This is a genomic window from Sphingomonas crusticola, assembly GCF_003391115.1.
In the GTDB taxonomy this organism is placed as follows: Bacteria; Pseudomonadota; Alphaproteobacteria; order Sphingomonadales; family Sphingomonadaceae; genus Sphingomonas_I; species Sphingomonas_I crusticola.
The window spans coordinates 2824357-2845536 of the sequence record NZ_QTJP01000001.1; the positions used below are offsets into that span (position 1 = coordinate 2824357).

Genomic DNA, 21180 nt, shown 5'->3' on the forward strand with positions numbered 1-21180 from the left:
TGCGCAGGCAGTGTCAGGCGGATGCTCGCGCGGACTGCCGGGCCGGCTGGTCGACCGAGGCGATCAGGCTCGCCAGGGCCTCGAAATGCTCGGGACTCAGATCGGTCAACGGCGGCCGCACCGGCCCCGCCGAACGTCCGATCACCGTCATGCCCGCTTTCACGATCGACACCGCATAGCCGCGGGTCGTGTTGCGCAGCGCGATATAAGGCAGCACGAATTCGGTTAGACCCTTCATCACCGTGGCTCGATCGCCCGCGCGGATGGCATCGTAGAAAGCGAGCGCCCAGTCCGGCAGAAAATTGAAGATGGCGGACGAATAGGTCGTAACGCCGATATGATCGTAGGCGAGCGCGAACGTCTCCGCAGTCGGCAGACCGCCGACATAGATCAGACGATCGCCCATCCGTGCATGGATGCGCATCATCAGCTCAAGGTCGCCTACACCGTCTTTGAAACCGACCAGATTGGGGTTGCGATCACACAGCCGCGCGAGCGAATCCTCGTTTAGTACGGCGTTGTCGCGGTTATAGACGATCACCCCGAGCGAGGTCGCCTTGCAGACCGCCTCCACGTGCGCGATCAATCCTTCCTGGCTCGGCACCATCAGGTATGGCGGCAGCAGCAGTACGCCGTTGGCGCCCGCGGCTTCTGCATCCCGCGCGATCTCGGTGGCGATCGCGGTGCCGTAGCCGCAGCCCGCAATTACCGGGATTCTGCCAGCCGTCTCCGCGACGGCGGCACGCACGACGATGCTGACTTCCGAAGGCGTCAGCGAGAAGAATTCGCCGGTACCGCCGGCTGCAAACAGCCCTGCAAGCGGCCGTTCGAGCAACCATGCGCAATGGTCGCGGTACGGTCCTTCCGCAAACGCGAGGTCGGCTTCGAAATGCGTGACCGGGAAGGACAGCAGGCCCTTCGCGAGCCGTTGGGCCATCTCGTTCGGCGTCATCTTGGTCATGCCTGTCATGATCCCCCGCTCAACCTCTTTTCTTGCCGCGCCCGCCCGGCCAGCAAGCCCAAGCGTAGCATGTAATCATCCGGCGCGTGGCCGAGGACGGCACCAAAGGCGCCGCCGCTGTCCGATCGAGCTAACCCAGCCTTCGGCCAATGGTCCAAGCCAAAGATGCTATCGATCGATACGATATCTGGCTTGATCTTGCTGAAGGATAACTAGCGCCTCAAGTCTTCAGTCTAATGCGGAGGTCGGAATAGATTGGCGCATGCCCCGCACGTGGGCGGATTTATAGGTGAAATGTCAGATATTTAGGGCACGGCCGGACGGCTCTGGCCTGCGGGCGGGGTGAGCGTGAGCGACATTCAGAAGGATGCTGCGGGGTTTGCGTGAGTTCCTGCCTCCCTGCGATATGTGGACGATAGCCTGCGTCTGATATCAGAGTTGGATCGATCGATAGTCGATTTGATTTAGACCGACGCGACCCGGGGCTGTAACTTTCCTCAACAATGCACCTTCGTCCGCCCGCCTGCTGGCGAGCGCAAGCGGAAGTGCGGAAAGATAAGGCCGCGATGCGGCATATGCTCGGCGAGCACCCGTCTCGAGAGCGAAGGAAGGGGAGAGGATATGACCAACCCGTCTCGTTTCAAGCTCGGCGCTTCGGCGTTTGCGTTGACCGCCGGTGTCGCGCTCGCCGCATCCGCCAACGCCCAGACGCCGCCCTCCACCGGCGCGACCGAGCCGGCGATGACCAACGCCACCGGCCCTGACACGCCTGCGACCCAGGCTCCGCCAGCCAACGCGGCACCCTCGCTCACCGCCGCCTCCCAGCCCAACGTCATCGAAGACGAGATCGTTGTAACCGGCACCAGCATCCGCGGCGTTCAGCCGGTCGGCGCCAATCTCATCTCGGTTGGTCCCAAGGAGATCGCCGCGACCGGCGCGCAGACGTTGACGCAGATCTTGGCGACCGTCCCCGCGCTCTCCAGCATGGGCAATGCCGGCCAGGGTGAGGTCAAAGGCTCTTATTATCAGCCGCAGATCCACCAGCTCGGCGGCAGCGCCAGCTCCTCCACCTTGGTGCTGATCGATGGCCATCGGACCTCGCCCGGCGGCACCAACCATACCAATACCGATCCTGGTATCGTGCCGATCAACATGATCGAACGGGTCGAGGTGTTGCCGGAAGGCGCATCGTCGACCTATGGCTCAGATGCGGTCGCCGGTGTTGTCAATTTCATTACCCGGACCAAGTTCGATGGTGTCCAGGTCGGCGGGCAATATACTTATGCCGACGGGACGCGCGGATGGCAGGCGTCGGCCCTGGCGGGCAAGACGTGGGACGCCGCGTCGGTTATCCTGGCTTATTCGCACACCAGCCAGAGCTCGTTGGATGCGACCCAGCGGCCCTACACCAACCCCAACCAGACCAGCCGCGGCGGAACTAATTTCAACAATTTCAACTGCGGGCCGGCGACGCTGCAGCCGGGCGGATCGGGACCGATCTTCCTGAGCGCGACTTCCGGGACAAGCGTCGCCAATTCGGCCGCCAACTCGCCCTGCAGTTCCTGGGCCTATACGACATTGCTGCCCCGGGAGCAGCGCGACAACGTCATGGCCAAAGGCAGGATCGAGCTGAGCGACAAGCTCACCCTGAGCGGCGACGTCGTCTACGGCGTGCGCCGCACGACCAGCGCCATTTCGCGCGGCACGTTGACCGCAACCGCCTTCGCCACCGGCACGCAGGCCAATCCATTCTATATCACGCCGGCCGGCTATACCGGCACCGCGACGCGGGAGACGGTGCGCTACGATTTCGACGACCTGCTCGGACGCGGCGCCAAGGAGCGTACCGGTTCGGACAGCTTCTACGCCGACGGCAACCTCAATTATAAGGTCGGCAGCAATTTCGAGGTCAATCTGCTGGTCTTAGCGGCACATGACGACAGCTATGATCGCACCAACGGTGTCGCCAACCAGAGCGTCGCCACCCTCGCACTCAACGGCACCACCAATACCGCTGGCAGCCTGACCCAGCCATCCATCCCCAACACCACCGGCATCATCACGCAGCTTCCGCTGACGACGGCGAACGCGCTCGACGTCTGGAACGGCGGCTCGACCAACCGGACGTCGAGCGCGGTCCGCTCTCTACTGCTCGATAACGCCACCCTGCTGCGCCAAGTGTTCGCGGTCCGTCAGGCGCGACTGAGCACCGACGGCAAATTGTTCGCGCTGCCCGCCGGCGACGTAGGCGTCGCAATCGGCGCGGAATATCTGCGCACACATCTCGACGAGCTGCAGGTCCAGAGCAACAATACCGGGCCAGCGAGCGCGGGATCGAACAACATCCAGCTCGGCTTCACCCGCGTCGTCAAATCGGCGTTCGGCGAGATCCGCATCCCGATCATCAGCGCCGACATGGACATACCGTTCGTGGAGACGGTCAACCTCAACCTGTCCGGGCGCTACGATCATTATAACGATTTCGGCACGACCACGAATCCCAAGGTGGCGGTCGACTGGACGATTGGGCACGGCTTCAAGCTGCGCGGCAATTGGTCGACCTCATTCGTGGCGCCGCCGCTCGACATCGTCGGCGATCAGTATGGCACCTACGTCAATTCGCGCTACACCACCTTCACCAACAATGTCGCGGTGCCGGTGTCACTCTACCCGACCTTGCCGCAGATGGGCATTGCCGGCTGCACCGCGACCTCGGTGACCTGCAACATCTCCTCGCTGCAGGGCCTGCGGGTGAATACCGGCGATCACAATGCCGGGCCGCAGAAGGGACGCGGCTATTCGTTCGGCCTGGATTTCCATCCGGATTTCTTCAGCGGATTGAGTGGCCAGGTCACTTTCTGGCATGAGCGGCTGCGCGGCGCGGTCACCGGCCCCCAGATCGGCTTCGTGGTCAACACCGCATCGCTCGCGCATCTGCTGACCTTCTATCCGGGCGGCGCCACGACCGCCCAGATCAACGCCGCGACCGCGCACGTTCCCGCCGGCGGCGCGCTCCCTTCGCGCACCGATTATATTCTGGAAGTGATCAACTCCAATTATCTGAACCTCAACGTGTCGGGCATCGACGCGTCGGTCACCTACACATTGCACACGGGTGGGGCGGGCACCTTCGTGATTGGAGACGCGATCACCTATTTCACCAAGTTCGACCAGTCCTATGGCACTGACGGCGTATCTTACAGCGTGCTCAATACGACCGGCGCAAACGGCGTATTTCCTTCGGTGAAGCTGCAAATGCGTGCCAATCTCGGCTGGCAGCTGGGCGGCTTCAATGCCAATCTGTTTATGAATTATACCGGCCATTACAAGAATTGGTCGTCGAGTGCGGTAACGCCCGTCACGCTAAACGCGCAGAACAATCCCGACGGCGGTGGCGATCCTGTGCGCGCCAATACGACCTTCGATGCAAACCTCGCTTATACGTTTTCGGGCGGCTTCCTCGACGGGCAAGTGATCTCGCTCAACGTGCGAAACATGTTCAACCGCAAGGCACCCTTCTACAACGCCAGCAATGGCTATGACGGCTATGTCGCCAACGTGCTCGGCCGCCAGATTTCGGTCGGGGCGCAGATCAAATTTTAGTATGATGCCGGTGCTCGACCTTGGCCTGACCAAGCGCCGGCTTGTCTGGATTGGTGCAGGGAAGACGGCGACAAGCTTGCCGCTGCTCCCCGCTTCCCCACCAAGTGGTTCAGGTGGAAGCAGGCCGAGCATGCCACCCATCGAAAATCGCCTTTTCGGTGAATTTGGCTGCCTGCTGGGGCGTCAGCATGCGGCGGCGCGGTGATGCAGGCCCCGCTCCTGGACCGAAGCTGCGATATTCGAAGAAGCGGGCCGCCTCGGGTTCGATGAACGCCATCCCGCCTCCCTTCGGATAATAGTGCATGCGATACCACCCTTCGGGGACGATGTGGTCGTCCATCCAGCAGCGGATATAGACCGCCTGGCCGACCGCGTCCGGATCGGCATATTGGCCGTCAGGAAAGGTTCGTTGACGCTTCCAGGCGCGGCCGAGCGCCACCGTATGCGGCGCCACACCGGGCTCCTTCGTCAACCGGCAGCCGATGAAGACCAGCCCGAACGGCTGGTGGACGTTCGTATTGGGCGCCGCGATGAAGCCATTGAAGTCCTTGTTCGGCCGCAATCGCGACACGATCGTGCATCGGTCGAACAGCGCGCGCGCGCCGCCATAGATGAAGTCGACGTTCCCGCTGATCAGGCATGCGCGGAACAGCACGCGGCCCACTTCGGCCCACAACGTGTCCTGAAATCCCGTGATGTCCACACGGTGGAAGATCGCGCGGTCCGATCCGATGTCGAGCATGATGGCTTGGGCCTGCGCGCCACTCGCGCCTGTACGGTCGAAGTCGACCTCGGCCGGCATATTCGCATTGTAGTCGAAATCGTTCGCGATCGTCATGCGCGCGGCCTGAAACCCAGGTGCGCGCACGAGAACGGTCGCGGTGGCCGCTTCGCCCGGGCGCCGGTCCTTGCGCAAGCTGTTGCTCACCAACCGGCTTGCCGATCGATCTTCGCCGATCAGGCAGATGTTCGGCTTCGTCACGACGATCCGCTCACGCCACTCGCCTCGCGGAACCAGGATACGGAACAGGCCAGCGTCGCGCTGGGGCGCGGCCGCCATCGCATCGGCAATCGTGCGATAGCCGGGAATCTGCCCACGCTGCTTGCCATCTCGCGACAGTACCGCATCGAACGGGCCGGGCGCCGCCCAGGCGGGAGCGGACGCGGCTGCTGCCAGCGCCACGGTTCCCGCGAGCACCGCGCGCCGATCGATCTCGGATGTCATATGCGATCTCCGTCAGTAGGTGAGGGGAGGAAAATTCCTGCCGTCCGCCGCTTTCAGGCTTCGTCGCGGATCTTCGAAGCCCGGGACTTGAGTGCCGCTGGACGCCGCTTGGGATCGAACCCGTACAAGGCTTCCGGATTCTCCACGAGGACTTGGTGAAGCCGTTTGGGCGACCCCGCGGCCACGGCCAGGGCATTGAGAAGGTCGAACTGGTTCGACTTCGTGACGGGCCAGTTGGTGCCCCAGACGACACGATCTGGATTTGCGCGAATATAGGCTCCCGTCACCGCGGCCGTATCGCTGTAGAGGGGCGGGCCGACCTTTGAGTCCATCTCCATGCCGGAGACCTTGATCCAGCCGCGGCCGGTATCGAGGAGCTTCCGGACGGTCGCATATTGCGGCTGATCGACCGACGAGGCGTGCCCCATATGGTCGATAACGACGGCGGTCGGCAGGGACAGAAGGACGGGCTCGAGCTGCGCCAGGAGCGGGCCCGGCACGTGAAACTGGATATGCCAACCCAGCGGCGCAATGCGCTTTGCGACGGGCACGATCTCTTCCGGCCTGATCAGACCACGGGCGGGGTCATCAAAATACTGGATGCGGACGCCCCGCACGCCGATGGCATGAAGATCCTTCAACTGCGCATCGCCGACGTCAGCATGCAAAACCGCGATGGAACGCGTGTCCGCTTGTCCCATCAGGCCTTCGAAGAAAAGCAGCGGATCGTTGTTCGTGCCATAGGCAGAAGGCAGCACGATCACGTCCCGCGAAAGGCCGAGCGGACGACGGAAGTCCTGGTAATCGGGCACGGTTGCGTCCGGCGTCGCGTGCTGGTTCGGCACATACGGAAATCGGGGATCGTAGATATGGTGATGCGCGTCGCAGGCTCCGTCCGGCATCGCGAAGCTCCGCCGGTCATCGGCTCCCCATACCGGCGCTGCCACCGCCAAGCCCGCGAGCAAGGCCTCCCGGCGGCTCCATGGAAGAAGAGCCATCTCTAAAGCTCCGGCCGGAGGGCGCGCGGATAGGTCACGATCCTGCAGCCATTCGCACTCTCCTCTGTTCGGCCTGCCGCCTGTCAGCGATCGGCCCGGCTCTCCGGCGCCGGCTCCACCAAGGCTAGGTCCGCACGCCCGGCATGTCTAAGTCCAATACTCTATCAATCAATTCATGCCTGATATCGATGCCGCCAGGTCTTGCTCCGGAATGGATATAAGCGGCCCGCATCGCGGGGTTATCGCTCCTGGCGTCCCCATAACGTGGAACCCGACCCGCCCCACGCGACCGTTGGCAAATCCCGTGATATCCGTTTTTCGCGATGCGAGCCGCTCACGACCTGCGGCGTGTTCTTCTTGTCGAAATCGTGCGGGCGGCGTTGATCGATACCGATCCTGGATCGGCCCATAGACTAATTGACTTGGACCTCCCGCCCGCCTTGCGCCAGTTTCGCCGCAAGCAGCCAGCGGACTTGCGGCGGGGACGACGAAGCCCACGCCGCGTGGCGCGATGTGGGGAATAGTCGTCTGACCGGCCATCACGAGCCGGCGGGCACAGGGAAGAGGAAGACATGATCGATCGCGCTCGAATTCGCCTGGAGGTTTCTCTGACCGCGCTGGCGCTCGCCTCTATGCTGGGCACTGCTGCCGCAGCGCAGAGCGTCGGGGGCACTCAGACCGCGCCAGTGGCCAATCCGGGGCTCGGCGCGCAACCCGCCATTGGCGCTGTTCCCGGCGACGCTGCGGATGCTCCCAATAATTCCCAGGAGATCATCGTAACCGGTTCGCGAATATCGATTGGGGGCTATACCGCGCCGACTCCGGTTACCGCCATTAGCGAGGCGGATCTTCAACGCGACGCAAACCTCAACATCGCGGATTCGATAAACGCGCTGCCGTCCGTCGGCATATCTGCAACGCCGAGCAACGGCATTAGCGCTGGCAACGTGACCCAGGGCGACGCCGCGCTCAGCACGATCAACCTGCGCAACCTCGGTATCGCCAGAACGCTCATCTTGTTTGACGGGCAGCGGGTCGTATCGTCCAACATCCTGAGCGGCGGTGTCGATCTCACCACCATCCCTTCCCAATTGGTAAAGCGCGTCGACGTCGTCACGGGCGGCGCGTCCGCGGCTTATGGCTCTGATGCGGTGTCCGGCGTCGTCAACCTGATCTTAGATAGGAAATTCACTGGCCTGAAGGCTGACGTCGCGTACGGAAACAGTACGACTGTTTCGTATCCGCAAACGAAGGTCGCGGTTACCGCAGGCCACGATTTCGCGTCCGGCAGAGGGCATGTCATCGTCAGCGGCGAATACAGTCGGAGCCCCAAGGCGGTCTTTATTCGCGACGCCGATTGGTACGACAATACTCAGATTGTTCAGAATCCGGCGGCAACCGCGACGAACGGCTTACCTTTCTACATTCACGTTCCGAATGCCGGCACGGCACAGTTTACGCAGGGTGGCCTAATCCGCGGCAATACCGCCGGCGGCGCTGGAAGCAGCCTGACCGCCAACTCCCTCGCGGGTATGCAATTCGTGGGCAACGGTTCGATTGTTCCGTTCAATTTCGGAACCGTGAACAAAGCCAATCCCAACATCTGCTATGCGGGCTGCTCCGGCAACGCGCAGAACTATGTGCCCTCGCTGGTAATGCTTGGCGTTCCTTATCATACGACGACGTTATTCGGTTATGCCAGCTACGATCTCACGTCGAACGTCACGGCGTCGCTCCAGCTAAACTATGGTCGTTTTTCGGGGCGCACGACAGGGCAGCCGCGAACCTCCACGCTCACGATTGCCGCAGACAATGCATTCCTGCCGGCAAGCGTCGCGGCGCAATTCGGAACACTGTCGAACGGCTATAATGCCGCGACCGGACGGGGTGGAACCGCCGCCGTCCCGACCCAGTCGATCACGCTCGGGACCGTGAACACCAATAACATCGATGATACCTCGCCGCTCAACCTCAAGGACGTTTGCAACACCGTCGGCGAGCCATGTCTGAGCTTGACCAGGCGGTTGATCCGCGGTGTCGCCACGCTTGAGGGCAAGCTCGGCGATACGTGGTCGTGGACCGTCTATGGCCAACATAGCGAAGTGCGAGAGCGGCAGATCGCGGCCCAGGACAATTACGGCCCCTATTACAATTTCGCGGTCGACGCGGTGAAGGTGACGGCGGAAAATCGGGGCGCTTCGAACCTTCCGATCGGAAGCATTCAATGCCGGGCGCTGCTGGTGGGCAATCCGTCGGCCGCCGGGTGCGTCCCGCTCAATATCTTCGGCAATGGCGTGGCCTCCCAGGATGCCATTACCTACGTCAACCCAGGTCAGAACCCCAATTCCGGTATCCTCAACCGGGAGCTCGTGCTCCTCAAGCAGGACGTGGTCTCCGCCTCGATGCAGGGAGAATTGCCGTGGGGCCTGCCCGCAGGAAAGATAGCGGTGGCTTTTGGCGGGGAATATCGGCGTGAAAAGGCGAGCCAGGGCGACATCGATCCGGTCAACGCGACCAATCCGTGGCCGGCTGGAAACTTCAAGGCCTATTCCGGCCGGTACGACGTCAAGGAGGGCTTCCTTGAGGTAAACGCCCCCATCCTCGAAAACACGATCGTCAAAAGGCTGGATTTCAACGCCGCCGGACGCATCACGGATTATTCGACCAGCGGCCTTGTCAAAACCTGGAAACTGGGCCTGACCACCCAGATTGACGACAATATCCGGCTGCGCGGGACGCGCTCGCTCGACATTCGCGCGCCCTTGATTTCCGACCTCTTTTCTCCTGGCAACATCGGTATCGGTACCGCCCAATATCCCACCGGCGGAGACAGCTATCAGGTCAAGACTTCGGCGGGCGGAAATCCCGCGCTCAAGCCGGAGAAAGCGGTCACGAAATCGGTCGGCGTCGTATTCACGCCGCAGTTCATCAAGCGGCTATGGATGTCGCTCGATTGGTATTCGATCAACATCCATGGCGGGATCTACTCGACCGGCTTCCAGACAATCATCAACCGCTGCCTGCTCGGTGAAACGGTCTATTGCCAGTTTCTGGTATTCAGCCCCACCGAATTTGGCGGGACCAAGCCCAGTCTCATCAATCAGATCCCGGCCAATGCGGCATCGCTGAAGACGTCGGGACTGGACTTCCAGGCCAATTATCGGATGCGCGTGTTCGATGGCTCGCTCTCATGGGCGCTGCTCGGCAACTATACCCACGAGCTTACCCAAACCGCCATCGGCGTGACCTACGACAGCGCCGGTGCACTGGGCGGCCCGCTCGCCTATGCCAGTAGTGGCGTTCCCAAGCTGCGCGGCACGCTGTCGGCAACCTATGCGAAGGGCCCGTGGTCGGGAACGATCCAGGGACGGTTCATTGGCGCCGCCAATCTCACGAACGGCGTCGAGAATCTGCCTGCCAATATCGTGCGGGCGTCGCTCTCGCCGACCGGCGTCCTGACGCAGGGGGTCGGCAACGGCGACCTGATCGACGACAATCGCGTCAACGCGGTCGGCTACCTCGACTTGCGCCTTTCCTACCAGCTGAACAAGAAACTCCAGCTCTACGGTGCGATCGACAACGTGACGAATGTCCACCGCCCGCAAGATGGTAGCTCGGCCGTGTACGATGTGCTTGGCAGCCAATGGCGCGTGGGTGTGCGCATGGCATTGCAGTGAAGGCGGGCCGGGAGGGCGCAGGATGAGCGCCGGCGCACGAAGGCTCATCGGGCTCGTCGCCCTGATCGGGGTATGCGGGCCTGGTGCGGCGCAGCAACCAGCGCCGGCCGTCGCTGCTTCGAACGAAGCGTTAGCCACGGCCGCGCGCCGCGATTATGAGACGACGGGCGTCACTCCGGACAATCTTCCGGTCTTTTATGGGAAGCTGAAGAGCAGGACTCCCCACAGCCTGGCCTTCGCTAACGCGCATATGCCGTTTCCAAAGTGGCGGCGCGCGGCACGGGCGCAGCTGCGGGCGTTGCTGCTCCAGCCGGAGGAGCAAACCCCGTTCGCGCCGCAGGTCGTCGCGGAGGAGGATCGCGGCAGCTATACGGCGCGGCTGGTGGTTTTCAACGTCACCGGCGCGAGCCGTACCGCCGCATTGATGCTCGTGCCGAAGGGTGAGGGTCCCTTCCCCGCCGTCCTGGCGCTGCATGATCACGGCGCCAAATTCGACATCGGGAAGGAGAAGCTGATCGCTCCGCTCGGGCCGACGCCGCGGGCGGAGTCCGGGAAGGCCTGGGTCCAGAAATATTATGGCGGCCGCTATATCGGCGACGAGCTGGCGAAGCGCGGCTTTGCAGTACTTGCGACCGACGCCCTTGGTTGGGGCGATCGCATGCTCAATAACTATGAGTCGCAACAGGCGCTCGCGTCAAACCTCTTCAATCTCGGCTCATCCTGGGCCGGGTTGATCGCTGTCGAGGACGTGCGGGCGGCGGAGTTCCTCGCCGCTCAGCCCTTCGTCGATCGCCATCGCGTCGCAGCCCTGGGCTTTTCGATGGGGGCATTCCGCGCCTGGCAGGTCGCAGCTCTGACCGATACTGTAGCGGCGGCCGTAGCGATCAACTGGATGGGGACGGTGGACGGCCTGATGGTCCCGGGCAACAACCAGCTGCGCGGCCAATCGGCCTTCAGCATGCTACATCCCGGCTTCGCCCGCTATTTCGATTATCCCGACGCCGCCGCCATTGCGGCACCTAAGCCCATGCTCTTTTACGCCGGCGAGGTCGACCGACTGTTTCCCCTAGCCTCGGTCCAGCATGCTTTCACCACGATGCGGGTAGTCTGGGCCGCCGCAGGTGCTCCACAGAATCTCGAAACGCGTGTCTGGCCAGTGCCGCACATCTTCATTGCTGAGGAGCAGGAGGCGGCCTTCGCGTGGCTCCAGAAGACGCTCGCTCCTCACAATGGGTCTGGCAACAAAGAAGCGGCCTTCCGGCGCCGGCCTCGCGCCACGATCGCCCCTAGGCCCAGCGGCCACCTGCAGCCCCAAACCCGCCGTCGTTAAGGCGCGTATCCCTGCCGTTCATCTCAACCTGACGGCCGGTCCCGGCAGACTAGCTTACGTCCTACGCAGCGTCATAGTATGCCGGCGGTGGTGCCTTGGCGTAATTTCCCGCCCGCCTTATAGCGCTTCTTCTTCATGGACCGACGGCGTTCGACGGCAAGCTGATGTCGTTTTCGACGACGTCCTCGCTGCGCAAAGTCTTTAGGATTTCTATGGCTTGGGCGATCACCGCTCGCTCGGTGGCCGAAGTTTTGGTGAGCGAATTTGCCACCCAATCCGTGCGCCGCTTGCGGACCCGCGCAAGCGCGCGAATGCCAGCGGACGTAAGATAAAGACCGAAGCGGCGCCGATCGAGTGGCGAATCCTGATGGCGCTCGACAAAGCCCTGATGCTGCAGCCGATTGATGTGACCCGTCATGGTCGGCGTGCGCATATGCTCGCGCTGAGCAAGCTCCGTGACGCCGATGCCCGGCGCGAGCCGGATCGTCTCCATGATGATCGGATCCTGCGCGGCCATCCCCAGACCCTGGGTCTGCCACCGAAGCTGACGGTACAAGGTCAATACGACCTGACGCAGCTCAGCCGCGAGCGCGTGCACGTTCTCCGGCGGGGCGCTGTCGGTCATGGCATCCTCTTTATGGTCTAGTCCTGCCGCCTTCGCGGCGTCCGCGCGCGTCGTCAATTGGCCGGCCCGCCATCGTAAAGCCGCGGCCGCGGCGTAGAATTGCCTGTGCCGCGGCTACTCCGCCTGATGCGTGAATTTCAAACAAGATAGGAAACCTAACTACCAAAACAAATTTTCTACCTTCCAGGTAGGGAATTATAATGGGAACCGTCCGGGTGCCAACCGCAACGTCGCGGGAAAGCGATCCAGGCCGAAAGGCGGCTGACGTGCATTCGAACAAGGTCGGACGAAATATTGACCGCAAGTTCCAGCGGGCACTGCTGGCGGCGTTCACGCTGTTCTGCGGGCTGGCAGCCTCGGGCTGTCACCGAAAGCCGTCGGCCAATGGCCTCGTCGAGTTCCGCATCGGCGGCGTTGCGGTCGTCAATCCCGATCAACCTACCGCCAGCGAGCCGGAGCCAAGCGGTGCGCTCGGCTATGCGATCCACACCGGTGGTTTCCAGCGCGAGTTGCGCAAGGCGGGCTTCGCCTACGAGGGACTGGTCGGCTACCCACGCACCGCTGCTTCCCTGCTCGGGCTCGGCTCGGGCCAAGTTCAGGTCGCCAGCACGGGAGACTCGCCAGCAGTGCTGTCGCGTGCCCGTGGCGACAAACAGCGCGCGATCTGGATCGGCCTGCCGACCGGAGACATTTGGGTGGTGGGCCGCAAGGACGGCCCGCAATCGATCCGCGAGCTGTCGGGCCGAAAGGTGGGCGTGCTGTTCGGATCGACCGCCCACTATATCATGCGCCGCGCCGCAGAGGTCGAGGGCGTTCCCGGCATCAGCTACGCGCAGCTGGAGCCGGCCGTCGCGCTCCATGCGCTCAAGCGGGGCGATATCGACGCTTACGCCGCCAGCCAGGCGGTCACCGCCGAAACCTGGCGCGCCCGTTTCGGCCTGCCGATCATCGCCAAGATCGGCACAGAGCATCCCGAGCTGCAGGGCGTAAGCGTCATGACGGCGCGGAGCGACTTTCTTACCGCGCATCCGACCTTCGCCGGTGCCTTCTGGCGTGGCCTGAAGACGGGCATCGACGCCATCCGCAAGGATCCGGACGCTTATTATCGCTGGGTGTCCGACAAGACCGGCGTTCCCATCGCCACCGTCCGCGCGACGGCCGCCGAACGCTATGCCGACACGCCGTTTCCGAAAGAAGGCGTGGATGCGCTCCAGCGCCTGCTCGCCTTCCAAATCAGGACCGGCCTGGCGAACTCGTCCTTTTCCGTAGCCGACTGGGCCACCGGGCCTACCCTCTCAGCAGGAGCCGACAATGTCCGTAAATGACGATGACAAGATCTTGTGGATCACACGCTGTCCGGTGCCGACCACGACCGGCCTCGCTTTCGGCGAAGGATGGTTCGAGCCCGCGCTCGCGTCGCTGGGGTGGACGGTCGAGACGCTTCAAGAAGAACGGAATTCGGGGCTTCGTCTCGCCCATTTCCGGCACGATCTGGTCGGCTTGGTACGCGAAGGCGGTAATATTCCCCCGCTGTGGGCGCGGGCGGATGGAGCCGATACGGTTGTCGTGGCGCTGACCTGGGTCGATGAGCGGCAGGCGATCCTCGCCCGGCCGGACGCGGCCATCGTCTCTCCTGGCGATCTTCGCGGCAAGCGCTTCGGCCTCGTCCGCACGGACGATCCGGCAACCGACTTCCAGCGCGCCATGGCGCTTCATGGTCTCGCCACCGCATTGTCGATCGGCGGCGTGACGCGCGATGAGGTCGAGATCGTCGAATATCCTGCCGCTCCGCTGGCAGGCTGGAACGATCGTTCGCGGCCCAACGGCGCGCTCGACGCGTTGTTGCGGGGCGAAGTCGATGCGATTTACGCCAAGGGTGCGCAGGGCGCGCTGATCGAGCGCGAGCACAAGCTGGATGTCGTGACCGACATCAATGCGCAAACCGATCCCAAGCTGCGGATCAACAATGGCACGCCGCGGCCGGTGACCTTCCACCGCGAATTCCTGAAGCGGCACCGACACGTGGTGGTGACCTATCTGGCGGTGCTTCTGCAGGCGGCCGAGTGGGCCTTGTCGCATCCAGAGCAGACGCGTGCCACGCTCGCCCGCGAGACCGGATCGGACGAAGCTAGCGTACTCGCCGCTTACGGCCCCGACCTGCATCTCAACCTGTCGCTCAACCTGGATGTGGATCGGATCGAGGCGCTGCGCCTGCAAAAGGACTTCCTGCGCGACTGGAGCCTGATCGACGCCGACATCGACATCGACGCCTGGATCGACGGCGGGCCGCTGGCGGAGGCGCGCGAGCTGGCACGGCGCGGCGACCTGCGGCGCCTGCTGGCAGCCGCCTGAATGTCGACCCAGCCGTTCCATGATGTGCTGGTAGGGCAGACGCCCGGCGATCTCGCGCCGCCGCGTCTGCTCTACCGGCGGCCGCGGCCGTGGGCGCTGAGCGTCGCCACAAGCCTGTCCGTGCCGGCCCTGCTCGGACTGTTCTGGTATGTTGCCACCAACAGCGGCTTCATCACCCCGGATGTGTTCGCAGCGCCCCAGGACGTGCTGCGCGACGCGGTACGGCTGTGGGGATCCGGCGTGCTGCAGATGCATCTCGCCGTATCGCTGACGCGCGCTCTTGTCGGTCTTGTCCTGGGCGGCAGCGTCGGGATCGTCCTTGGCCTTTCCGCAGGCTTGAGCCGCGTGGCGGAAGAACTCATCGACCCGAGCGTACAGATGATCCGGGCGCTCCCTTTTCTGGCGCTCGTTCCGCTGTTCATCGTCTGGTTCGGGATCGGCGAGAGCGCAAAGATCCTTTTGATCGCGACCGCGGCGGCAAAACCCCTCTACCTCTCCGCTTATGGCGGTGTCCGCAATGTGGATCCAAAACTGGTGGAAGCCGGGCGGATATTTGGCCTTTCTCCCCTTCGCGAAATCCTGGAAATCTATCTCCCCGCCGCATTGCCGTCGCTGATGGTCGGCTTGCGGCTGGCAATGACCTTGTCGCTGATCGCGCTGATCGCGGTGGAAGCGATCAATTCTTCGCGCGGCCTGGGCTTCCTGATGTTGCAGGCGCAGGAATTTTTCAAAACCGATACGATCGTCGTCTGCATCGTGATTTACGCGATCTTCGGGGTAGCCACCGATTTGATCGTGCGGAGCCTGGAAGCCGTTCTGATGCCGTGGCGGCGCGTGCGGGCCGCATGAACGCCTTGGCCTCCTTTGATCCTCCGAACGAGCGCGATGCACTGCGCGGCCGCCTCCGCGACGCGGGCAAGCGGTTCGGGCAGCATGTTGTGCTCGACCATTTCAACCTCGATCTGCACGCCGGCGACTTCGTCGCGCTGCTCGGCACGAGCGGCAGCGGCAAGACGACGTTGCTGCGCATCCTAGCCGGGCTCGAGCCGCTCGATGAGGGCGAGGTTCTGGTCCCGGCCGCCAAGAGCGTGGTCTTCCAAGAGCCGCGCCTGATCCCCTCCAAACGCGTGATAGACAATGTCCTGATCGGCCTGCCGAAGACTAGAGAAAATCGCGCGCGCGGGGTCGCTGCGCTGGCGGAAGTTGGCCTGGAGCGCCATGCCGACGGTTGGACCGGAACCCTTTCCGGCGGCGAGGCGCAGCGGGTTGCGCTCGCGCGCGCGTTGCTGCGCGAACCGAGACTCTTGCTGCTCGACGAGCCGTTCGCCGCGCTCGACGCGGTGACCAGATTGAAGATGCAGGCGCTCGTCGCCGACTTGTGCGCCCGCCACCGCCCGACCGTCCTTCTCGTCACGCACGACGTCGAGGAGGCGATCCTCCTGGCTGATCGCATCGTCCTGCTCGAGCAGGGGCGCATATCGTTGGATCTGCCGGTGACGATAGCGCGGCCGCGCCGGCGCGCCGGCGCCCAGTTCGACGAGCTGCGGGCAGGGCTGTTGGTCGCGCTGGGCGTGCCCGAACTGACCGGCTGACCGGCTCACAACAATCCGGCCTCAATGTGCCGAGCAATTCATGGAATCAACGGGGAACCCACATGAAGAAGTCCTTTACGCGTCGTTCTGCGCCCTCCCGCCGCTTACGCCATTCGGCTAGGTTCGTTGTGCTATTCACCGCGGCGGCCACCGGAGCAGCGCCTTCATGGGCACAAAGCGACGCACCTGGCCTGTCCGCGGCGTCGGAAGATCAGCAGGGGCTTGGCGACATCGTGGTCACGGCCCAGAAGCGGCCCGAGCGCAATCAGGATGTTCCGATCGCGATCAAGGCACTGTCAGGTGCCACGCTGGCTAACGCCCAGGTCCATCTTGCCGGGGATATCATCCGCTTCGTGCCCAATCTGGGCGCCGACACGATCGACGCTCACGTGAAGCCCAAATGGTTTTTACGGAGCGTCGGGGCGTCCAGCGCCGCAAATTACATCGTCAGCCCGGTCGCCCTGTATATCGACGACGTCTACATCAACAGCACCGACGCCGCGGGCGGCCCGCTCTTCGACCTGGAGGCGGTCGACGTCCTCTACGGCCCGCAGGGGACGTTGTGGGGCAAGAATTCGACGGGCGGGGCAGTCTCGTTCGTGACGCGCAAGCCAAGTTTCTCGGCTCAAGGCAATCTCGCCGCTACCGTTGGTGACCATGGGCAATATGTGCTGGATGGCGCCTATGGCGGCCCCCTGATCGGCGACAAGCTCGCGTTTCGCGCCGCGGGGCATGTGGAGGGGGGTCACGGCTTCACGCGCAACAGTGTGACCGGCAAGCGGGTCGACGATTATGACGATAACGCCATACGCCTGCAGCTGTTCGGCCGCTTGAGCGACAATTGGACGGCCTTGCTGTCGGGCGGATGGCGTAAGTTCAATGGACCGGCGCTTTCCAGCCACATCGTCAGCACCCTCCCGAGTGGCGCCAACAGCTTCGGCTATGTGGTTCCGACCGACCGCGATACCGTCGGCATTAATGCTCCTTATGACGAATGGGCCAAAAACCGTAACGCGACGCTGACCCTGAACGGGTCGGTCGGCAGCCTGCAGCTCACGTCGGTCAGCGCATGGAACGGCTTCGATTATCGCAGCACGGCCGATAGCGACGGATCACCGCTGGAACTCGGCGTCAGCGCGACGTCGGGTGCACGATCGTTCAACCGCCACAGTGCCGACCAGATATCGCAGGAGATCCGTTTGGCCTCGCCCCGCTCCGATCGCTTCAACTGGATTGTGGGCGCGCATTATTTCCGCGAGGTGCTCAAGGTGAACCTGACGAGCGCGACCCTGCCGAATACGCTTACCGCGACCAGCTTCTCGAACACGGACTACCGGCTCACGTCGAGAAGCTACGCCGCCTTCGCCAGTGCGACCTACAATCTCACGGATGCCCTGAGCCTCACTGCCGGGGTGCGCGAGACGATTGAGCGCAAATCGCTGGACGACACCACCGTCACGGGCACGGGCAAGGTTGCGTTCGGCAACGAGACCTTGTGGTGGCTACGCAGTTCGGTGAGCTCGACGCTGGCGACGCGGGCAGATGTCGACCTTGCGAAGACCTGGCGCTCGCCCACCTACGATGCGACCTTGAAATACGAACTGTCCAAAAAGGCGCAGATTTATGCCCGCTACGCCAAGGGCTTCCGCTCGGGCAATTACAACGCTGAGGCAACCACGACAGCGGCGATCTCGGTCGTGAAGCCGGAATATCTGGTGGACTATGAAATCGGCGCGAAGACCGAGTGGCTGGACAACCGGCTGCGCGTGAACGCCAGCCTGTTCCATTACGACTATAAGGACATGCAGGTAAACTCGGTCGTCGCGGGCCAGTCGAACCTGCTGACCAATGCTGCGACGGGCAAGGTCGATGGCGGGGAGCTTCAGATCGACGCGCTCCCGCTGCGCCAGTGGGAAGTCAGCGCTAATTTCGGCTATTCGAATAATCGCTTCTCGTCATTCCCGTACTCAGCGACGGTCGATCTGACGGGATATCATTTCCAGCGCTCGCCGGAATTCTCGACGACCCTCAGCACGCAGTACACCGCCAAGCTGCCCGCATCCGACAACGCGATCGTCTTCGCCACCGACTGGAGCTATCGCAGCCGTGAATATTTCAACCTGACAAATCAGACGGATCCGCGGCTCATTCAGAACGGTTATTGGCTGGGTAACGCGGAGATCGCGCTGACGTTGGCGCGACCGCAACTGCGCCTGTCGGTCTACGTCAGGAACATTGCGAACACGCGCTTCCGCTCGAGTGGCCTGCCGGGCAATTACGGGGTCGCGACAGCTTATCTCGGCGATCCCAGGACAGTGGGGTTATCGCTTCGAAAAGAATTCTAAGTGCTACCAGCGGTGCGGAGCTCTTGGGCTGGTTCGTGAGATATGTTGGCCCGGCACAGACGGGTGCGGCGGGTGTACAAGAAACCAAGAGATAGCGGGCCGTGAAGATGCCAACGCGAAGACCAATTCGGGTTACCGCCGCTACGCTGTTTGATGCGGATCCGTCCAACGCAACCATTTTGCTATTGCGACGGATGCCGCTCACGAGGCGAAGCCAGCGGAGGCCGAAAGATCCACAAGCAGACACCGAGCGGTCCCAACGCTTGGTCGAAACAGCAGGCTTTAATGAGCGCTGTTCATCGGCATCGTCGGCGCTCGGGTGATTTGTCCAGTCCTCGCGTAGTCCGGCGGGGCCTAGCCCGTGGGGTCTCGCATCATACGCCAACGCGCATATTGTGCCCGTTTCGCCGTACTCACATCCTCACGTCCCTGAAGCCAGAAGCTGAACCAGTCGACGTCGCGGGAATAGACCGCCAGCCTGTGCGCCGGCTGCCACTTTCCGTGATGCTCGTCCGGATAGACGTACAGTTCCGTTGGCTGGCCATTTTCACGTAAGGCTTCGAACGCCTCGAGAGCGAGAAGATATTCGTCATCGGCAAGTTGCATGAGCAACGGGGTGTGGATCCGCGCTGCATTTTGAGTGAGCGACATTTCAGCCCAAAACGCCGGGTCGGGCCGCTCCACGCCAGGAAACCCCATCCTACTGAAGAAGTCTGACATCGCGATACCACCATAGGTCTTCGCGGTGTGTGGCTCGATACAGCAGGTGCTGATCGCGGCCGCGGCGAACCGGTGACTGTTGATGAGTGCGAACCGCGTGAGCGTTGCACCGTCGCTGAGGCCGGTCAGGCCGATCCGGGCAGGATCGACGGCTCCGGTCGCGATTGCCGCGTCAACACCGGTGAGGAGAGAGGAGAGCAGACTCTTGTGCTCGGCCCAATGGGCATAGTTAGCTGCGAGCATCGCATCGCCTGTTGTGGCCTTGGGATCGAGCCCGGCCACGACGGTCGGGCGCTCGAGGCTCAGCACGGCAATCCCGGCGGCAGCGAATAGATAGACGGGATATTCGTCATTGGTGCCGCCGCGCAGGAAACCCTCGCTGTGATATTGGACGACGACCAGCGGAAGTTTTTCGCCGCGACGATAGCCTGGTGGAAGCACCAGATCGCCCCATGCCTCAAAGCCATGATCGTTGCGCCATTTCAGGCGACGCACTGACCCAAGCGCGATATCGTGGAACTCCGGGTTGGGATCGAAGATCGTGACCGAGGTGCCGTTGGCCGGATCAAGCAGCACGACATGGCGGGGCAGGGCCGCACTTTCGCGCGTGCAGACCAGCCCGTTTTCGGCAGGCACGCAGCCTTGGACGGCATCCTCCGTAGCAAGCACGCGACGCGGCTGCCCGTGTCCGGGCCGCCACATGTAGAAGGCGGTAACGCTATTCTTCCAGCCTTCCCGGCGCGAGATGATCAGCGTGCGTCCATCCTCCTGCCACCAAAGTCCGTCCAAACGTCCACGACACGCGAGGGCTGTGCACGCGACCGCACGACCGCTTGCAGGGGCGGTGCGCAACACCCGATCGCTCAACGGTGAGGGGCTGATGGCCTCGGTCCAGGCGCGGGCCCCGGCAGCACTCACCGCGAGACTGCCTTCGGATATCTGCTGCGCGCCCGCATAGGAGATCTTCTGCGCGGCGTCGGCCTCGGCGACGATCCCGCTGACCGGATCGATCGAATACAGGTGGATCGGTATGTCGGTCATGCGCAGCCGCGGCCTCGCGGAGGCATTCGGCGTGATGCGCGCGTCGTACAGCCACCCGGAACGGCCTTCCGTGTCGATCGCGCGTTCCCGCGCCAGTCGATCCGGGCGGGCGGTATAGAGCAGTTTCCCGTCCGCCGGCCAAAGCAGGGATTCGATGTCGACCGGGGAATGGGTCACCTGGCTCGCGCCGCCGCCATCGGCACGCACACGCCAGATCTGAGTCACGCCGTGCTCTCGCTTCAAATATGCGATCCATTGCCCGTCAGGCGACCATACCGGCGTGATCGTCCTTGGCGGCCCGAGCGTCGCCAGCAGCCCGCGTACCGGCCCGTCCATCATGATGTAATCGCCGCCGCGATCGACCAGTCGCGGTGCGGCGTTTGGCTGGAGCGGGACGACCAACAGGGCACGGCAATAGTCGTTGGCCACCGGGTCCGCCCTCATCAGGATGAACGCGGCCGACTTCCCGTCCGGAGAGACCGCCAGCGGGCTGGGCCGGTCCGGATTGGTGGCGTCCGGGAATCCGATGTCTCTCAGACGAACGAGATCCGTTGCCGTGACCGGGCGGGGCACCGAGGGCGTCGCGCCGCGACGCGTATCGGGGATTAGATCTTCGCAACGCGCGTGGGCGAGCGTGGAGATCGAGATCGCCCCGCAAACTGTAGCGAGCCGCAACGTGCGGCCGAGGGCCGAGCGCCCCCTTTTCACGCG

13 protein-coding genes are annotated in these 21180 nt (G+C 63.2%); 8 read left to right on the plus strand and 5 right to left on the minus strand.

The genetic code is table 11. From position 1 onward, the window contains the following. Nucleotides 1-13: 13 nt before the first annotated feature. The gene (kdgD, locus tag DX905_RS13455) at nucleotides 14-961 is read right to left on the minus strand and encodes a 5-dehydro-4-deoxyglucarate dehydratase (protein WP_162875630.1); all 948 of its coding nucleotides are present in this window, start codon (nucleotides 959-961) and stop codon (nucleotides 14-16) included. A gap of 621 nt (nucleotides 962-1582) precedes the next feature. Here kdgD and DX905_RS13460 point away from each other — a divergent pair. Next, nucleotides 1583-4564 (plus strand): TonB-dependent receptor domain-containing protein, encoded by a 2982-nt coding sequence (locus DX905_RS13460; protein ID WP_116091801.1) that lies wholly within the window; start codon nucleotides 1583-1585, stop codon nucleotides 4562-4564. Between the two features lie 109 nt (nucleotides 4565-4673). Here the strand turns inward: DX905_RS13460 and DX905_RS13465 are convergent, their stop codons facing one another. Both DX905_RS13465 and DX905_RS13470 read right to left on the minus strand, forming a co-directional pair. Continuing rightward, on the minus strand, nucleotides 4674-5789 hold the full coding sequence (locus tag DX905_RS13465) for a pectinesterase family protein (RefSeq protein ID WP_116091802.1): 1116 nt from the start codon (nucleotides 5787-5789) through the stop codon (nucleotides 4674-4676). A gap of 53 nt (nucleotides 5790-5842) precedes the next feature. Continuing rightward, nucleotides 5843-6787 (minus strand): amidohydrolase family protein, encoded by a 945-nt coding sequence (locus DX905_RS13470; protein ID WP_116091803.1) that lies wholly within the window; start codon nucleotides 6785-6787, stop codon nucleotides 5843-5845. A gap of 572 nt (nucleotides 6788-7359) precedes the next feature. Here DX905_RS13470 and DX905_RS13475 point away from each other — a divergent pair. Then, entirely contained in the window at nucleotides 7360-10464 is a 3105-nt protein-coding gene (locus DX905_RS13475) for a TonB-dependent receptor domain-containing protein (RefSeq protein WP_116091804.1), read from the plus strand. A 22-nt stretch (nucleotides 10465-10486) separates the two neighbouring features. Further along, a complete protein-coding gene (locus DX905_RS13480; protein ID WP_116091805.1) occupies nucleotides 10487-11794 on the plus strand; it encodes a dienelactone hydrolase family protein in 1308 nt (435 codons plus the stop codon). A gap of 133 nt (nucleotides 11795-11927) precedes the next feature. On the opposite strand, the gene DX905_RS13485 is transcribed toward DX905_RS13480, so the two are convergent. Next, nucleotides 11928-12419, minus strand: a complete 492-nt coding sequence (locus tag DX905_RS13485; RefSeq protein WP_162875631.1) for a MarR family winged helix-turn-helix transcriptional regulator — start codon at nucleotides 12417-12419, stop codon at nucleotides 11928-11930. Nucleotides 12420-12685: 266 nt separating this feature from the next. On the opposite strand from DX905_RS13485, the gene DX905_RS13490 reads away from it, so the two are divergent. The 5 genes from DX905_RS13490 (at nucleotide 12686) to DX905_RS13510 (ending at nucleotide 18708) form a co-directional block, all read left to right on the plus strand. Then, the gene (locus DX905_RS13490) at nucleotides 12686-13744 is read left to right on the plus strand and encodes an ABC transporter substrate-binding protein (protein WP_162875632.1); all 1059 of its coding nucleotides are present in this window, start codon (nucleotides 12686-12688) and stop codon (nucleotides 13742-13744) included. Beyond that, nucleotides 13731-14771: an ABC transporter substrate-binding protein gene (locus DX905_RS13495; protein WP_116091807.1), complete on the plus strand. Its 1041-nt coding sequence runs from the start codon at nucleotides 13731-13733 to the stop codon at nucleotides 14769-14771. Before DX905_RS13490 ends, DX905_RS13495 begins: the two co-directional genes overlap by 14 nt. Next, nucleotides 14772-15620, plus strand: a complete 849-nt coding sequence (locus DX905_RS13500; RefSeq protein WP_116091808.1) for an ABC transporter permease — start codon at nucleotides 14772-14774, stop codon at nucleotides 15618-15620. After that, entirely contained in the window at nucleotides 15617-16363 is a 747-nt protein-coding gene (locus tag DX905_RS13505; protein WP_116092559.1) for an ABC transporter ATP-binding protein, read from the plus strand. Before DX905_RS13500 ends, DX905_RS13505 begins: the two co-directional genes overlap by 4 nt. Nucleotides 16364-16491: 128 nt before the next feature. Continuing rightward, nucleotides 16492-18708, plus strand: coding sequence for a TonB-dependent receptor (locus tag DX905_RS13510; protein ID WP_162875633.1), 2217 nt, complete (start codon nucleotides 16492-16494; stop codon nucleotides 18706-18708). A gap of 354 nt (nucleotides 18709-19062) precedes the next feature. On the opposite strand, the gene DX905_RS13515 is transcribed toward DX905_RS13510, so the two are convergent. Continuing rightward, on the minus strand, nucleotides 19063-21177 hold the full coding sequence (locus DX905_RS13515; RefSeq protein ID WP_162875634.1) for an Atxe2 family lasso peptide isopeptidase: 2115 nt from the start codon (nucleotides 21175-21177) through the stop codon (nucleotides 19063-19065). Nucleotides 21178-21180: the final 3 nt, after the last annotated feature.

What these genes read in the sequence shown, in the direction of transcription:
- DX905_RS13475 (WP_116091804.1), top strand. Translation starts at nt 7,360, where the DNA reads ATGATCGATCGCGCTCGAATTCGCCTGGAGGTTTCTCTGACCGCGCTG.
- DX905_RS13465 (WP_116091802.1), bottom strand. Translation starts at nt 5,789, where the DNA reads ATGACATCCGAGATCGATCGGCGCGCGGTGCTCGCGGGAACCGTGGCG.
- DX905_RS13505 (WP_116092559.1), top strand. Translation starts at nt 15,617, where the DNA reads ATGAACGCCTTGGCCTCCTTTGATCCTCCGAACGAGCGCGATGCACTG.
- DX905_RS13500 (WP_116091808.1), top strand. Translation starts at nt 14,772, where the DNA reads ATGTCGACCCAGCCGTTCCATGATGTGCTGGTAGGGCAGACGCCCGGC.
- DX905_RS13480 (WP_116091805.1), top strand. Translation starts at nt 10,487, where the DNA reads ATGAGCGCCGGCGCACGAAGGCTCATCGGGCTCGTCGCCCTGATCGGG.
- DX905_RS13485 (WP_162875631.1), bottom strand. Translation starts at nt 12,419, where the DNA reads ATGACCGACAGCGCCCCGCCGGAGAACGTGCACGCGCTCGCGGCTGAG.
- DX905_RS13495 (WP_116091807.1), top strand. Translation starts at nt 13,731, where the DNA reads ATGTCCGTAAATGACGATGACAAGATCTTGTGGATCACACGCTGTCCG.
- DX905_RS13460 (WP_116091801.1), top strand. Translation starts at nt 1,583, where the DNA reads ATGACCAACCCGTCTCGTTTCAAGCTCGGCGCTTCGGCGTTTGCGTTG.
- kdgD (WP_162875630.1), bottom strand. Translation starts at nt 961, where the DNA reads ATGACCAAGATGACGCCGAACGAGATGGCCCAACGGCTCGCGAAGGGC.
- DX905_RS13470 (WP_116091803.1), bottom strand. Translation starts at nt 6,787, where the DNA reads ATGGCTCTTCTTCCATGGAGCCGCCGGGAGGCCTTGCTCGCGGGCTTG.